This window comes from Bradyrhizobium sp. SZCCHNRI2009 (assembly GCF_032485115.1).
In the GTDB taxonomy this organism is placed as follows: Bacteria; Pseudomonadota; Alphaproteobacteria; order Rhizobiales; family Xanthobacteraceae; genus Bradyrhizobium.
This window is the reverse complement of sequence record NZ_JAUEUH010000008.1, coordinates 78,308-93,922: the sequence shown is the minus strand read 5'-3', so window position 1 is coordinate 93,922 and position 15,615 is coordinate 78,308. Positions and strand designations below refer to the sequence as shown.

At 61.2% G+C, this 15,615-nt stretch carries 12 protein-coding genes; 4 read left to right on the top strand and 8 right to left on the bottom strand.

Translation table 11 applies throughout. The features are described from left to right. Positions 1-45 precede the first annotated feature (45 nt). From QX041_RS26020 to QX041_RS26005, 4 genes are all read right to left on the bottom strand, one after another. Positions 46-1,545 (bottom strand): tripartite tricarboxylate transporter permease, encoded by a 1,500-nt coding sequence (locus QX041_RS26020; RefSeq protein ID WP_315828282.1) that lies wholly within the window; start codon positions 1,543-1,545, stop codon positions 46-48. Between the two features lie 41 nt (positions 1,546-1,586). After that, positions 1,587-2,081: a tripartite tricarboxylate transporter TctB family protein gene (locus QX041_RS26015; protein ID WP_315828283.1), complete on the bottom strand. Its 495-nt coding sequence runs from the start codon at positions 2,079-2,081 to the stop codon at positions 1,587-1,589. 9 nt (positions 2,082-2,090) lie between these two features. Beyond that, positions 2,091-3,089, bottom strand: coding sequence for a tripartite tricarboxylate transporter substrate binding protein (locus QX041_RS26010; protein ID WP_315828284.1), 999 nt, complete (start codon positions 3,087-3,089; stop codon positions 2,091-2,093). A gap of 390 nt (positions 3,090-3,479) precedes the next feature. After that, positions 3,480-3,617: a hypothetical protein gene (locus QX041_RS26005; protein WP_315716173.1), complete on the bottom strand. Its 138-nt coding sequence runs from the start codon at positions 3,615-3,617 to the stop codon at positions 3,480-3,482. A gap of 483 nt (positions 3,618-4,100) precedes the next feature. Between QX041_RS26005 and QX041_RS26000 the strand changes: the two genes are divergently transcribed. Further along, positions 4,101-4,577 (top strand): peptidoglycan-binding domain-containing protein, encoded by a 477-nt coding sequence (locus tag QX041_RS26000; RefSeq protein WP_315753028.1) that lies wholly within the window; start codon positions 4,101-4,103, stop codon positions 4,575-4,577. A 306-nt stretch (positions 4,578-4,883) separates the two neighbouring features. Here the strand turns inward: QX041_RS26000 and QX041_RS25995 are convergent, their stop codons facing one another. Then, positions 4,884-6,680 (bottom strand): ATP-binding protein, encoded by a 1,797-nt coding sequence (locus QX041_RS25995; RefSeq protein ID WP_315716175.1) that lies wholly within the window; start codon positions 6,678-6,680, stop codon positions 4,884-4,886. 1,903 nt (positions 6,681-8,583) lie between these two features. Here QX041_RS25995 and QX041_RS25990 point away from each other — a divergent pair. The 3 genes from QX041_RS25990 (at position 8,584) to QX041_RS25980 (ending at position 11,497) form a co-directional block, all read left to right on the top strand. Then, entirely contained in the window at positions 8,584-9,720 is a 1,137-nt protein-coding gene (locus QX041_RS25990) for an HWE histidine kinase domain-containing protein (RefSeq protein WP_410051891.1), read from the top strand. Between the two features lie 87 nt (positions 9,721-9,807). Beyond that, positions 9,808-10,539 carry a PRC-barrel domain-containing protein gene (locus QX041_RS25985; RefSeq protein ID WP_315828658.1) on the top strand — a complete coding sequence of 244 codons (732 nt, stop codon included), beginning with the start codon at positions 9,808-9,810 and terminating at the stop codon, positions 10,537-10,539. 358 nt (positions 10,540-10,897) lie between these two features. Further along, positions 10,898-11,497 (top strand): hypothetical protein, encoded by a 600-nt coding sequence (locus QX041_RS25980; RefSeq protein ID WP_316167007.1) that lies wholly within the window; start codon positions 10,898-10,900, stop codon positions 11,495-11,497. 157 nt (positions 11,498-11,654) lie between these two features. Here the strand turns inward: QX041_RS25980 and frc are convergent, their stop codons facing one another. The 3 genes from frc to QX041_RS25965 form a co-directional block, all read right to left on the bottom strand. Then, the gene (frc, locus tag QX041_RS25975; RefSeq protein ID WP_315718405.1) at positions 11,655-12,932 is read right to left on the bottom strand and encodes a formyl-CoA transferase; all 1,278 of its coding nucleotides are present in this window, start codon (positions 12,930-12,932) and stop codon (positions 11,655-11,657) included. 66 nt (positions 12,933-12,998) lie between these two features. After that, positions 12,999-14,732 carry an oxalyl-CoA decarboxylase gene (gene oxc / locus QX041_RS25970; protein WP_315754568.1) on the bottom strand — a complete coding sequence of 578 codons (1,734 nt, stop codon included), beginning with the start codon at positions 14,730-14,732 and terminating at the stop codon, positions 12,999-13,001. Positions 14,733-14,793: 61 nt separating this feature from the next. Further along, positions 14,794-15,525: a GntR family transcriptional regulator gene (locus QX041_RS25965; protein WP_315828566.1), complete on the bottom strand. Its 732-nt coding sequence runs from the start codon at positions 15,523-15,525 to the stop codon at positions 14,794-14,796. Between the last annotated feature and the right edge of the window lie 90 nt (positions 15,526-15,615).

The window sequence follows — 15,615 nt, the reverse complement described above, 5'->3', positions numbered from 1 at the left end:
GCAGCAGAGGATATTTGTAGTTCAACTATTGGAGCAAGGGCGAGTTTATGCGGCGAGCGCCCGCAACCGGTTGTAGCCCTGCTGGATCGCCGACCAGAACAGCGCGATCAACCCGAGCGCCATGATGGCGCCGACCAGCCCGTTGGAGAAGAAGATCGCGAGCGATCCCTGGGATCCCAGCAGTGACTGCCGGAAGGCCTCCTCGGCCTTGTCGCCGAGCACGATGGCGAGCACCAGCGGCGCGAGCGGATAGCCGCACTTCTTGAACAGATAGCCGAGCACGCCGAACACCAGCATCAGCACCACGTCGAACGTGCTCGAGTGCACCGAATAGGCGCCGATGGCACAGAGCACGAGGATGAGCGGTGCGATGATGCTGAAGGGAATGCGCAGGATCGCCGCGAAGACCGGGACGCAGGTCAGCACGACGAGCAGGCCGGCGAGGTTGCCGAGATACATCGAGGCGATCAGGCCCCAGACGAATTCCTTCTGCTCGACGAACAGCATCGGGCCGGGCTGCAGGCCCCAGATCAAGAGGCCGCCGAGCAGCACCGCCGCCGTGGGGGAGCCGGGCACGCCGAGCGACAGCATCGGCAGCAGCGCCGCCGTGCCCGCCGCATGGGCTGCCGTCTCCGGAGCGACGACGCCTTCGATCTCGCCATGGCCGAAATTCTTGCCGCGCTTGGAGAGGCGCTTGGCGATGCCGTAGCTCATGAACGAGGCCGGCGTGGCGCCGGCGGGGGTGATGCCCATCCAGCAGCCGATCAGGCAGGAGCGCAGCGACGTGACCCAATAGGCCGGCATCTCCTTCCAGGTGTGCAGCACGACACGCAGATTGATCTGCGCATTGCCGCCGCGGAAACTCAGGCCTTCCTCCATCGTCAGCAGGATCTCGCCGATGCCGAACAGGCCGATCACGGCGATCAGGAAGTCGAAGCCGTTGAGCAGTTCAGTGACGCCGAAGGTGAGGCGGAGCTGGCCGGTGATGGAATCCAGGCCGACGGCCGCGAGCGCGAAGCCGATCATCATCGCCGCGATCGTCTTGAAGGGCGGCTCCTTGCTCAGGCCGACGAAGCTGCAGAAGGCGAGAAAATAGACGGCGAATTTCTCGGCCGGGCCGAACTGAAGCGCGAAGCCAGCGACCAGCGGCGCGATCAGCGTGATCATGATGACCGCGAACAGCGCGCCGACGAAGGACGAGGTGAACGCTGCCGTGAGCGCCTCGCCCGCCTTGCCCTGCTGCGCCATCGGGTAGCCGTCGAAGGTGGTGGCGACCGACCATGGTTCGCCGGGGATGTTGAACAGGATCGAGGTGATGGCGCCGCCGAACAGCGCGCCCCAATAGATGCAGGACAGCATGATGATCGCCGAGGTCGGCGGCATGCTGAAGGTCAGCGGCAGCAGGATCGCGACGCCGTTGGCGCCGCCCAGTCCCGGCAGCACGCCGATGATCACCCCGAGCACGATGCCGAGGATCATCACCATGATGTTGAACGGTTGGAGGGCGACTGCGAAGCCGTGAAACAGATTGGCGAGTTCTTCCATGCCAGCTTGGTCCTGCAACCCTCAGCGGATGAGCTTTCTTGTTAGAGTCCGAGCCAATCCTCGATCGGCCCCTTGGGGAGGGGGACCATGAACCAGCGCTCGAAGATCAGATAGGTCACGACCGGCATGCCGATGGCGACCGCTGCCACCGTGAGCCAGCCATATTTGCCGAGCCACCGCATGAACCAGGCGATGAAGATCATGGACGCGAGGTAGAGGCCAATGAAGGGCAGGGCGCCGACATAGATCGCCGTCGGCACCACTACGCTCATGACCTGGCGGAGCTGGCCCCATTCGGCGAAGACACGGCCGTCGTCCTCGCGCAGCGTGTTGCGGACATTCATCGCGCTGGCCGCGACGATGAGCAGGCCGACGTAGAACGGGAAGAACCCCGCCCGCGGTCCCTCGGCGCCCCAATTGATCCCCGCCTTCACGCTGCCGATGATCACGATGATCCCGAACAGCGCGATGGCGAGCGTGACGCCGGCCTCGACCGCCTTATGGCTGGGGCCGGCCGATCCATCGTGACTTCTCATGCGAGCCGCTCAGTTCGAGGCCAGGAAGCCGGCTTCCTTCATCAGGAGCTCGTGCCGCTTCTCTTCGGTCTCGACCCACTTCGCGTAGTCCGCACCGGTCATGAAGGTGGTGTTGAAGGCGCCGGTCTTCATGAAGTCCTGCCATTCCGGCGTCTCTCGCACCTTCCTGAACAGGTCGACGTAGTATTCGATCTGGTCCTTGGTGGCCCGCGGCGACATGAAGATGCCGCGCAGCATCAGATATTCGATGTCGAGCCCCTGCGACTTGCAGGTCGGGATGTCCTTCCAGGCCTTGCCGTCGGTGATCGGCTCGTCAAAGCCCATCGGCTTGTCGTCGAACACGCAGAGCGGCCTGACCTTGCCGCCGCGCCACTGCGCCACCGCCTCGATCGGATTGTTGACGGTGGAATCGATGTGGTTGCCGACCAGTTGGACGGCCACTTCGCCACCGCCCTTGTAGGGGATGTAGGTGAACTTCGCGCCGGTCGCCTTCTCCATGGCTACCGTGATGATCTGGTCTTCCTGCTTCGAGCCGGTGCCGCCCATCTTGAGGGTGCCGCCGGCCTGCTTGACCGCATCGACGTAGTCCTTGGCGGTGATGTAGGGCTTCTCGGCATTGACCCAGAGCACGAACTCGTCGAGCGCCAGCATCGCGACGGGAGTGAGGTCCTTCCAGTTGAACGGAATGCCGGTCGCGAGCGGGGTCGTGAACAGGTTCGACAGCGTGATGATGATCTTGTGGGGATTGCCGGCCGACGCCTTGACGTCGAGGAAGCCTTCGCCGCCGGCGCCACCGGACTTGTTGATCACGACCAGCGGCTGCTTCATCAGGTTGTGCTTGGTGACGATGCCCTGGATCGTCCGGGCCATCTGATCGGCACCGCCGCCGGTGCCAGCCGGAACGATGAACTCGACGGGCCGGACAGGCTCCCATCCCGCCAGAGCCGGGATATGCCCTGCCATCAGGGCGATGCCAGCCATAACGGCCACGCGCACGGAACGCTTCATCGACGCTTTCTCCCCTTCATTCCCGAGAGCGCACGGCTTCTTCCGGCCGCTGTGCCCAATCGAACCACCGACCTGTCGAGCCCGCCGGTGTCATCCCCACCGTGACCAGCTTCAGGCCGTCGCCAGCCCCGGACTTCCTTGCCATGCCCATGCAGCCAAAAGTTGTGTTGGCAGCCGGGATCAGGCAGCAAGAGGAGCATCCGCAGCAAATCGACCGATTTGATTTTGGTATGAAGAGGTGACCGACCGCAATTGAGGAGATCGGGTGGGACGCCCACGGGGCCAATATGTCGCAGGTTGCGTGGGGGGGCGCAAAAGCAAAAGCCCCGGAGATCCGGGGCTCTTGGTTGGGCTTCGAGGGTTGCCTGCGCGCGCGAAGCGCGCCGAGCCTCAGAGGCCGAAATAGGGCAGGTCGCCGTTGCGGTTGGCGGCGCGGGCGCTGGTCATCAGCACGCGGTCGAGGGTCGCCAGCAGGCGGCCGAACAGCGACACGGGCTGGACGAGGGGGAGGGCGACGGTCTTGGCCATGGTTTGTCTCCTTCAGTGAGGCGGTATGACGTTCTGACTGAGGAGAATTTACGTATACCAGATGCCAGATACAACGGATTATATTGCATGGCGGTATGAGCGTTTTGCGATGCAGCAGGAATGTGACGATTTGGATTTTCAATCGAAATTTGACTTCGCATGCAGAAAGAGCCGCCCAATGGGGAGCTCTGAGCAGTTGAAGGGTAATTAGATACGCATTCGCGGCTATGCGACGGCTTGCCTGCCGCGGCTGGCTCGCCCACGACGATCCGGGGATCGCGGCCACTGCTGGACACCTCCCAGGTGCGCTCCGATCGCGTGCTCCGCGTGCAACGCGAGGGAACAATGGCGCGGGGCCAGGGAACCGTGCCGCCCGGGCCGCAGTTACCCTGCAATCGCACGGAGCGGCATGACCGGATGTTGATCGTTCAGTTCGGCGCGCTGTATCTCTTCTAGAAACGTATCATCGGCGAAGGAAAGGCCATGCGCGCCTTGATCCTGGCACTGTCCCTCCTAGCGATCGCCGGAAGCGCGCAGGTCGCTCACGCTGGTCTGAGCAGCACACCTCGTGAAGCGTCGGCACCCGCCGATACCGTGATCGCTGCCCAGGACGCCAATCAGCAGGCCGAGAACCAGATCGGCCTCACCAAGGCGAAGCGTCGCGCGGTGCAACGAGGGCTGACCAGGCTCGGGTTCGGCACCAAGATCAACGGGACGTTCGACGAACAGACCCGCGCCGCCCTCGCCCATTGGCAGGAGGAGCGCGGCTACCCCACGACCGGCTTCCTCAATGCCGCCCAGCACAAGGTCCTGATGGACGCGGCCGCCGAGGCTGCCAAATCCGACCGCCAAGCCCGTCGCAGCACGGGACGCGCGCGACATCAGCGCAATGTCGGAGGTCCCATCGGCGCGATCGGCGGTGCGATGCACCGCGTGGTGGGCGGAATTTTCGGCAGGTAAGCGTTCAACCTCGAAAGAGCTGGAGGACGGCCATCGCAACCTGGCACGTTGTAGGACGGTTGTGACCACGATTCGCCGGGCGAACTCATGTTACCAGAGTATGCGCATGGCGGCGTGGATGTCGGGGGATGAAGCAGATCGGATCAACTTGCTTTGACCACTACGAGTCCTCCCACCCCTTGCGGGATGCGGCCTGGCCGGCCGCCGGATACGAAGAGGCTGTCGCATCTTCGGCAGATGTCTGCTGTGGCTCTCAACGACACCGTCGCAATCAATGACCTCTGGGCCCGAAATGGGCCAAGCACGTCACTTCACGTCGCCCAGGTCGGCGGCCTGGCCGAGCCGCGAGTCACCGCTATCAGTCGTTGCGTCGTTGCGCGCACGCGGCAGATAGATCGTGACCGTGGTTCCCTTGCGGAGCTCACTCTCGATCACCGCGACACCGCCGCATTGTTTGGCAAATCTATAAACGCTGGCGAGACCGAGCCCGGTGCCTTTGCCCGGCTCTTTGGTCGTGAACAAGGGCTCGAATGCAACCGCGAGGATTTCAGGCGGCATGCCCGAGCCCGTGTCGGAAACCGCGACTGCCACGTAATCGCCCGAGAGATTGTCGAGCTCGCCGTGCAGCGTCCTATTCATCGTCGATATTTGCACGGTGCCTTCCGCGGTCATGGCATCGCGCGCATTGACGACCAGGTTGATGATCGCCATCTCCAGTTGGGTTGCGTCGCCGCGTACGGGCCAAGCCTCCGATGCGAGGTTGAAGATCAGCTTGCCGATTGTGCCCAGCGACTGCTCCAGCACTCCCTCCATGGCAAGGATCGCCTGATTGATGTCGATGATCGTCACTGCCGACGGCTCTTGGCGTGCGAAGGCCATAAGGGAGCGGACGAGCTGCTGGCCCCGTTTGGCACTAGCCAGGGCATTATTGATACGCAATCGCGAGCGGGGATCATCGATCCGCTCCTCGAGCATATCCAAGTTTCCTAGGATCGGGGTGAGCAGATTTCCGAAATCGTGGGCGATGGTGGCGGCCATCTGGCCAATCGCTTCCAGCTTCTGTGATCGCCGGAGCGACTCCTCGATTTGCGCTTTTTGGTGCTGCGCCTCGTCGCGCTCGACCTCGCGCTGGTTGATCAATTGGGAAGCCGTTGTCAGAGCGTGACCTAGCTCGTTCACCTCCCGAATTTCGACCGTCGGGACATCAATCTTCCTGGACAGTCCCAGCGCAAGCGCCGGGGTCGTCATCGCGCGGATCGAGCGGACGATTCGCCTGCTGATACTTGCCGCCAACAACGCACCGAGCAACAGCACGAGGACCGCGGTAGCGCTCTGGATCATCAGTGCCCATCGCAGATTCGTCGTATAGACGCTCTTGGGAACGCCGAATGCGATCATCCAGCCCGTGATCGACGACCGGTGGTATCCGCCGATGACTGCGATACCTTCCAGCGTCGGGGTCTCGTAGATGCCCTCCTGCGCCCTCGACGTCTGGCGTTGGAATTCAGGCGTTCCCTGCTGGCCGATGAACAGTTCCGGATCTTTGGTCCGGGCGACGATAGTCCCGCCGGTGTCGAGGATCGCCACGATCCAGCCCTCCGGTATCTTCTGCCGCTCCAAGATTACGGCAACATTCGCGGGAAGAATGCCCATCACAAGCGCATACGCGACCTTCCCGTCCCGAAACACGGGCACACCGACGGCGATTTGAGGCTGTCTCGATGTGGCTCCGATATAAAAATCGGAAATCGCAGGTCGGCCGGACTCGAAGATGGTGCGGACCAGGCCTGGGATGCTGGTTCTGGGCAACGGCTGACCGTAGGGGACCATCGTGCTGACCAGGAGTTGTCCGGCCGCGTCCGCGATGACAATTACATTGCCTGTCAGCCACTGCAGCAGTTCGCGCGAGTGCTCGTGAAAGGCAGCAAGATCACCGGACTGCAGGTAGGGTGACTTTGCAAGCACCCGCAAGCTCGACTGGACGCTGAGCAGCTCGCGGTCGACCGCCTGCATCAGCGCGCGTGTTGTGGCCACGGTATTGCGTTCTGCATTGTCGCGTGCCGCAATATACGAGTCGGTGATCAGGTAGCCGGCGACCAGCATTGCCGGAACCGTGCAGACCACGAGGAGCAACCCCAACCAGAACCGAATGGATCGACCACGGTTTTCGACAGGAGGTACGCGCCTGGACATGAACTCTTCACCGATAGAGTTTTGGAAAGAACCTCGCGACAGCCCACCATGCAAAACCCTATGAGCCTAAGGCGGGTTCTATTTGATTTGAGTCAAACGCCTACGATGAGAACGCGGGCCAACGCCCCGCCTCCAGGTATGGGATCGGGAATTTTCGCAGCCTCATGCCTGCCCTCAAGCTGAGGGAAGACCATCGTGTCGGTTCAAAGCAGAACTCTGGAAGGGGCCTTCGCTACTACAATGTGGGATGCTAGCGAAATGTCTCAGATGGGTCCACAAGCGGTCGAACCTCCGGCGACTGTGTCACGTCCGCTGCGTCCCTAATACCGGACATGCCGATACAGGCCCGATCGTCAGCCGTAGGCGGTGATCGCGCGGCTGGCCGTTTGTCCCCCTCTTGGCGGATTTCCACCGGTTAACTTTTCTGAGAGGTGATCTGTATTGATCAGCATGTTGGAGTGCGAGGGTAAAAGCTATTCCCACCGGTCAGTCGCGGGCATCTATCCGGTGACTGGGAGCATCGCGTTCACGTCTGATGCGAGGGAGTACGTCATGAGCCTGTTTTACGAGCCACCATGTCCTAAGTGCCGGAGACCCACAATCTTGGCGCGTATCACGCCCGGTTCGTCTGGTCTTGGTATCCGAACGTTCAAATGCCCCGCGTGTGAGGAAATTCATCAGCGGGTAATCGGATTCGTCGATCCAATGAAATCTCGAACGGTAGAGGGCTGGTTGCGCGGTGAATTGGGAGCGCCGGTGCAGAGCTCCGAGCGTAGCGTGTTCCAAATACACAACTCGACTCTGGAACAAGACAATTCCTTAAATGGAAACTACAAAGCTTGAGAGGTTAGCTCCCGGAGTATCGAGGAGATGCTGTCAGAGCCATAAGGCTTAGGCAGAAATCTGCTTCCCTCCGGTAATCGGCTTCTTTGAACGCATGATGTCCTGAAGTCGCGATGATCTTGATCGGGCCAGCGACCACGCACAAAGTGCGCGAGCTTCAGCCCATCCATCGATCCGGCCATCTGGATATCGGTAAAGACGACATGAATATCCGGGCGCGTTTCTAGGATGGCAATCGCCTCGTCCGCGTTGCTAGCTTTAGCCGCCCTTCGCATCTGTTCCGCCACGCCGAGGGGCTTTTCGGAAGTGAGCACCGCGTCCGCGACTCCGGGCCTCCCCAATTGACGGCCTCACGCGCGCCAATCGGCAAATTATAGGCAATCCAGTCGTCGACGCGAGGATTGCGGAACTGGAACAATTTCTCGTTATGGCTGTTGTCATCCATGATCTCCGGAGTGGATAGATCGAGACGACCTGGGGCAGCAAACCACAATGAAAAGATCATTCACAGCCCTCGGCATTTTCGCGCTTCTGGGAGCGCTGACAGTTGCCTTGCTTGGCTTTGCACCAAAGCTCGAAGCGAGCGAGGTCGCCGCGTTAGCCAAGGGAGACCGGCTGGCAGTGAGAACGGCGTCCGCAAACTGCTCAGCGCAGACGTGGCCTCACTTCACTACATCCTGTCTGCAAAACATGAGTTCAAGCCAAACAATCGTGCAAGCTCGTCTGGTAACGGCCGGCCGCTAAGGCGCCGAAAGCTATCATCGTCCAGCATACGATGGTTCGTCGCGCGCCTGAAGACAATGGCCAGAAAAGTGCCAGCTTGCGAACTGGGGCTTCGCAGAAGTGTCGGCCCGGCCGACGCGAACTCATGACGATGCCGTGAAACGCACTCATCTTCCTCTTTTCCAGGGTATGCATGACCTCCGATTTACCTGAAGTACCAAGAGTCCTCGTTGTCGAGGACGAAATGATGCTGCGTATGCGGGCGGTGGATATTGTGGAAGATGCCGGGTTCTCTCCCGTGCAGGCCGTCGATGCCGACGAGGCGCTCTCTATTCTCGAATCACGCTCTGACATATCGCTCCTCTTTACCGATATTCAGATGCCCGGCAGCATGGATGGGCTCAAGCTTGCTCACGCGGTCCACGACCGCTGGCCGGCCATCAAGATCATTTTGGTTTCCGGCCAAGTTGAGCCTTCCGACGCAGATAGGCCTCAGGACAGCCGCTTCTTTGGCAAGCCGCTAAGCAATGGCCAGATGATCACCGAACTGCAGGCGATGGTCGGTGCGGGCGCACTGACGACGATTCCAGACGCGTCCCTGTTGCCGACAGATAAGAACGGTTACAGCCCGGAAGCAATCGAACTTAAGCGAATATCCGCACAAGAGGCCGCGCTCTCCGCAGAGAATGATAGCCTTCGCTTATTACTTGAGCAGGCCAACATCGATGCCAAGGCCTTGCTCATGCAGTCTTCTATCGATGCAGAGCAGCGCGATGCAGCAGACAAGTTGCAGAAGCTGATCGTGGGCGAACTCCATCATCGCATAAAGAACAACCTCGCAACCGTCAGTGCCATCGCGTCGCAAAGCTTTCGGACCACAACCAGCATCGAGCACGGGCAGAAGGCTATGGAAGGCCGGTTGCTGGCGCTATCGCGCGCCCATGATTTGCTGATGCAAGTCAGTTGGTCGAATGCCAGCCTTACCCGCACCGTGAGCGGCGCAACCGAGCCCTTTGACAGTCAAGGAAACAGACGTTTCCATTTCAATGGGCCAGATATCAAGGTGGCCTCAAGTGCCGTTATTGCCCTCGCAATGACGCTCAATGAACTTTGCACCAACACCATAAAATTTGGCGCACTGTCGACCTCCGCTGGCAGCGTGGAGGTCGCCTGGAAGATAGATGAGGAAAAGCAGCGGCTTTGCCTGACTTGGACGGAACGAGGAGGTCCGCCCGTTCGGCCGCCCACGCGCAGCAGCTTTGGGACGCGCATGATGCAATCCCTCGGTCAGCAGCTCCATGGCCAGGTGCAGCTTTCTTACGAGCCAGCCGGCTTGATCTACTCGCTGGATGTGCCGCTAAGCTCAATCATCGCGAAAGCTTGAGCCATTCCGTCGATCCGGTTCGCAAGACTGTTGAACAGATTCGAGAACTGAGCGCATAAGAATATTACCGATAATCGGATCAACAAAATGATGAAGTTGCAAGCGCTGATAGTGACCATCTTTCTGGCAACCATTGGAGCCACAAGCGCTGAGGCAGAGTGTGAGATCGCCGACGCCAAGCTGGAAGAAGCTATACAACAGAATCCCAAGCTGCGTGGTCCCGCCAATAGTCAGTCGGTACGCGATCTAAGAAGTTTGCGGGATGCTGCATTCACGCTCCGATCCTACGGGCGTCAGGAGGACTGTGAGCGTCTTCTAGCAAATATCCGTGAATTGATAGCCGGGCCGCCAATGGGCTCGTTGGGCGATAATGACGAGGAAGATGCCGATAAACAAAACGCAGCGCGAGAGCCGAGAGCTAAACGCGGAGCGGCGCTGGGCAGTCGTGACAAAAAGGGCGCAAAGCCGCTTTCAAGGATTGATGAACTCACCCCCGGCTTGAGGACGGACGAAATGATCGGCGCGGAAGTCCGCAGTTCCGACGACAAGATCGTAGGCGAGGTTAGAAATATCGTTTTTGGCACGAAAGATGGCCGAGATTACGCGATCGTCGCTTCTGGCGGCTTTTTTACAACGGGAAAGGAAAGCATCGTCGTGCCGATCAAATCGCTCAAGGTGACGCAGGATCGGTCGAGCTTCTTTCTTCCGATTTCCAGAGAGATCGTGAAAGCCGTGCCCCTCATGCCTGATCAGGACTACTTGTGGCTGTCGGATAAAAAGTGGCGTACCCATAATGACGGGTTTTTTCAGGGTCGCTGAGTACAGATGAACAATCTGGGTTCAGACTATAGGTGCGAGCAAACGCCCATGCTCGTCGGCCCCGATCGTCTGCAACGCTTCAATCGTTTCGTTGACCGTAACGTCCGACCATTCGATCTGGATGAAGAAATCTCCAAGATCGTCGTGAAACTCGGATCGTACGCGTTCATCTGGGCAACCTCGCGCAACTGCCTCAGGATGTCCGCTCCGGGTCCTAAGCCGTCGAATTCTCTACGACTGGGACAGGCGTCGTCCAGACGCTCGCGTCGACATTGCAAATCTATCTAGCTAAGATCGACAACTATTGTTGTCCTCAGCTGGTCGATCGAACTGGAAGCGTTGGACGTTGGAGCCGGATATGGACGTCCCGAAAAGGCGCCTCATTTGGGACCTTGTGCAAGGAGGCCTCTCGGAGGAATCCTTCATCGCGCAATTCGGCGCAAATCCGCGAACTACGCCCGAGATCGTTCGCGTCGAGCTTGAGGAGAGTTTGACAGAGAGGTCGACCGATAACCTCAGAGTTGCGCTCATCCTCGCATTTCGGTTTGGTCTCTCGCGGCAATGGGCTCAGTTGCTGTGCAAGCTGATGGGAGAAGATTGGCACCACAGTCACGAAGACATAGCCGGCGCCCTTCAAGATTTGCGTTTGCCGGTCACCATTGACTGCCTGTATCGGACCGCGTTGTGCAAGCATGATTATCTCGCCTACAACGACAATGAATCCCTGGCAATCAAGTGCATCTGGGCGCTGCATGATATCGGTACGCTCGAGGCAGCCGAGAAACTCCAACGTTTATCGCAGTCTGATTTGTCAGCGCGCGTTCGCGAGAAAGCTCTCAAGCGACTATCGGCGCTGGCGGTGACGCGACCCGGCGACCCGGTGCCAGCTTATCGCCGCGCAAGAGACCAAAAGGTTCGGCCCGACTGGGATTTGGGTGGATCTCAGCGCGACAAGTAGGGCAGCGGGCGATATCCTTCGCAGAAGCGTGCCAGGAGAGGTCAAGTCTCGGTGGGCGGGAATCAAAAAGCCGCCGGGCGATGCCGGCGGCTTGATGTCGGTGGGAGGTAGGTGCTGCGGCGCTCGCGCCGCTCCTGCCTTGGTGCTGCGTTGCCGCTTACTCAGCAGCTTCCTTGCGCGGCGGATCGAGTGCGCCGGAGTCGTGGATCTCGGCGACCTGATGGTCGCTGAAGCCCAGCACCTGGCGCAGGATCTCGTCGGTGTGCTCGCCGAGTAGCGGCGAGCGCGTGACGTCGGCCGGGCTGTCCGACAGCTTGATCGGGTTGCCGACCGAGAGATACTTGCCGCGGGTCGGGTGGTCGACCTCGACCAGGGTGCCGGTCTTGCGCAGCGACTCGTCCTCGGCGATCTCCTTCATCGACAGGATCGGGCCGCAGGGGATGTCGAACTCGTTCAAGATGTCCATGGCCTCGAACTTGGTCTTGGTCATGGTCCACTGCTCGATGCGGCCGAAGATCTCGTTCAGGCGCGGCAGGCGGGCGGCGGGCTTGGCGTAGTTCGGGTCGGTCTTCCAGGTCGGCTCGCCGATCACGTCGCAGATCTTCTCCCAGACCGGGGCCTGGGTGATGAAGTAGATGTAGGCGTTCGGGTCGGTTTCCCAGCCCTTGCACTTCAGGATGCGACCGGGCTGGCCGCCGCCGGAATCATTGCCGGCGCGCGGCACGGCGTCGCCGAACGGCACGCCCTCGCCGAACTGGCTGTATTCCTTCAGCGGGCCGTGCTCGAGGCGCTGCTGGTCGCGCAGCTTGACGCGGCAGAGGTTCAAGACGCCGTCCTGCATCGCGGCGGTGACGCGCTGGCCACGGCCGGTGTGGGTGCGCTGATAGAGCGCGGTGACGATGCCGAGCGCCAGGTGCAGGCCGGTGCCGGAATCGCCGATCTGCGCGCCGGTGACCAGCGGCAGGCCGTCACGGAAGCCGGTGGTCGAGGCGGCGCCGCCGGTGCACTGCGCGACGTTCTCATAGACCTTGCAGTCTTCGTAGGGACCAGGGCCGAAGCCCTTGATCGAGGCGACGATCATCTTCGGGTTGATCGCCTGGATCTTCTCCCAGGGGAAGCCCATGCGATCGAGCACGCCGGGGCCGAAATTCTCGACCAGCACGTCGCACTTCTTGATCAGCTCGGTCAGAACCTCCTTGCCCTTGGGGTTCTTGGTGTCGAGCGTGATCGACCGCTTGTTGTGGTTCAGCATCGTGAAATAGAGGCTGTCCACGTTGGGAATGTCCTGAAGCTGGCCGCGGGTGATGTCACCCACGCCCGGCCGCTCGACCTTGATCACGTCGGCCCCGAACCAGGCCAGCAGCTGCGTGCAGGTCGGTCCGGACTGGACGTGGGTGAAATCGAGAATGCGAACGCCCTCGAGCGCCTTGGTCATGTCTTGCTCTCCGTAACGATTGGTCATCCCGCGACAGCGGGCATCTGATGTCCTTGCGGGTGGCCTTTACTTCTTCTTCGTCAGCACGCTCTGCGGATTGAGGTTGCCGATACGGCCGCTCTCGGATCCGGCTGCGGGATCGATCACGGCGTTGATCAAGGTCGGCTTGCCGGAATCCATCGCTTCGTTGACGGCGCGCTTCAGCTCGTCTGGCGAGGTCGCGTTGACGCCAACGCCGCCGAAGGCCTCCATCATCTTGTCATAGCGCGCGCCCTTGACGAACACGGTGGTCGCCGGGTCGTCGCCCGCCGAGTTCTGATCGGTGCCGCGATAGATGCCGTCATTGTTGAAGATAACGACACAGATCGGAAGATTGTAGCGACAGATCGTCTCGACCTCCATGCCGGAGAAGCCGAAGGCGCTGTCGCCCTCGATCGCCAGCACCGGCTTACCGGTCTCGACCGCGGCGGCGATGGCCGAGCCCATGCCGATGCCCATCACGCCCCAGGTGCCGACGTCGAGCCGCTTGCGCGGCTGGTACATGTCGATGACGCCGCGGGCGAGGTCGAGCGTGTTGGCGCCCTCGTTGACCAGGATCGCGTCCGGACGCTCCTTGATGATGGTGCGGAGCACGCCGAGCGCGCCGTGATAGTCCATCGGCGAGTTGTTGTTCATCAGCCGCGGCGCCATCTTGGCGACGTTGTCCTCGCGCTTCTTCTGCACCGCGCTCAGCCACTCGACCGAAGCCTTGGGCCAGTTGCTGCCCATCGCCTCGCTGAAAGCCGTGACGACCGAGCCGATGTCGCCGACCACGGGGGCCGCGATCTCGACGTTGGAGTCCATCTCCTTCGGCTCGATGTCGACCTGGATGAACTTCTTCGGCTGTTCGCCCCAGCTCTTGCCCTTGCCGTGCGACAACAGCCAGTTGAGGCGGGCGCCGATCAGCATGACGACGTCGGAGTCCTTCAGCACGGTCGAGCGCGCCGCGCCGGCGCACTGCGGATGCAGGTCGGGCAGGAGGCCCTTGGCCATGCTCATCGGCAGGAACGGCACGCCGCTCTTCTCGACGAAGGTCTTGATCGCCTCGTCGGCCTGCGCGTAGGCCGCCCCCTTGCCGAGGATGATCAGCGGGCGTTTCGCGTTCTTCAACAGATCGAGCGCGCGCTTCACCGAGTCGGGGGAGGGGATCTGCGCCGGGGCCGGATCGATCACCTTGACCAGCGAGGCCGCGCCGGCTTGCGCGTTCATCACCTGGCCGAACAGCTTTGCCGGCAGGTCGAGATAGACGCCGCCCGGACGGCCCGAGACGGCGGCGCGGATCGCGCGGGCGAAGCCGATGCCGATGTCCTGCGCGTGCAGCACGCGGAACGCCGCCTTGCACAGCGGCTTGGCGATCGCGAGCTGATCCATCTCTTCATAGTCGCCCTGCTGCAGGTCGACGATCTCGCGCTCCGAGGAGCCCGAGACCAGGATCATCGGGAAGCAGTTCGTCGTCGCATGCGCGAGCGCAGTGAGGCCGTTGAGAAAGCCGGGAGCGGAGACGGTGAGGCAGACGCCCGGCTTCTTGGTGAGGAAGCCGGCGATCGCGGCGGCGTAGCCGGCGTTCTGCTCGTGACGGAAGGAGAGCACGCGGATGCCTTCAGCCTGCGCCATGCGACCGAGATCGGTGATCGGAATGCCCGGCACGTTGTAGATCGTGTCGATCCCGTTCAGCTTCATCGCGTCGATGACGAGATGAAAACCGTCCGTGAGCTCCTCGTGCGTGTCCGGTGCCTCGGTCTTAACAGCAGTCTGCGCCATGCGCCTCTCTCCCTGGTCGTCTACGAAGGCGCTTTGCGGCGTCTTCTTCTGTTTGAACCTGTCAGCTGAATAGTTCCTGGCCGTGCGTTTCGACATAGGTCGCAAGGCCCAGCGTATGATCACGGGCCCGCTTCTCGGCGAGCTCGGTGTTGCGTTCCTCCAGCGCCTCGATGATCGCGAGATGCTCGGGCAGGGAGGCCGCGATACGATCGGTGCGCCCGATCGTGAGCTGGCGATAGCCGCGCACGTGCAGCAGGATGTCGTTGGTCATGTCGACCAGCACCGGCGACTCCGACAGCGAGATCAGCGCCTGATGAAACGCGATGTTCGCCTTGGAATATTCCTCGATATGCTCCTGCGGCGGACGGTCCTTGCCGAAGTCCTTGAAGTAGTCGCGCAGCGCGCTGATGTCCTTCTTGCGCGCGATCGTGGTGATCAGCCGCGCCGCCATGCTCTCCAGCGCCGCCCAGGCGCGGATCATGTCGACGATCTCGCTCTTGGTCCGGCGCACCACGACGATGCCACGGCGCGGCACGGTCTTCACGAAGCCGTCCTGCTCCAGCATCGCGATCGCTTCGCGAATGGGCGTGCGGCTGACACCGAGGCGCTCGGAGAGAGCGCGCTCGTCGAGCATGACAGGCTCGGGCGAGGCGTAGATGTCCATCTTCAGAATGGCTTCTTTCAAGGCCTCATAGGCCTTATTCTTGAAGCTCGTCTCCGGGGCGATGCGAGCGATCGCGATGTCGGCCTCGGCCATGATGGGCAATGCCTTGTTCGTTTTTTCTGTAGACAAGACCGTCTCCTCTCCTTGGGAGATGCTTGTTTACAGCATTTTGCGTCCAAGTTTTTTGGCATACCAGATGCCAGGATGTCAAGCTGCGAG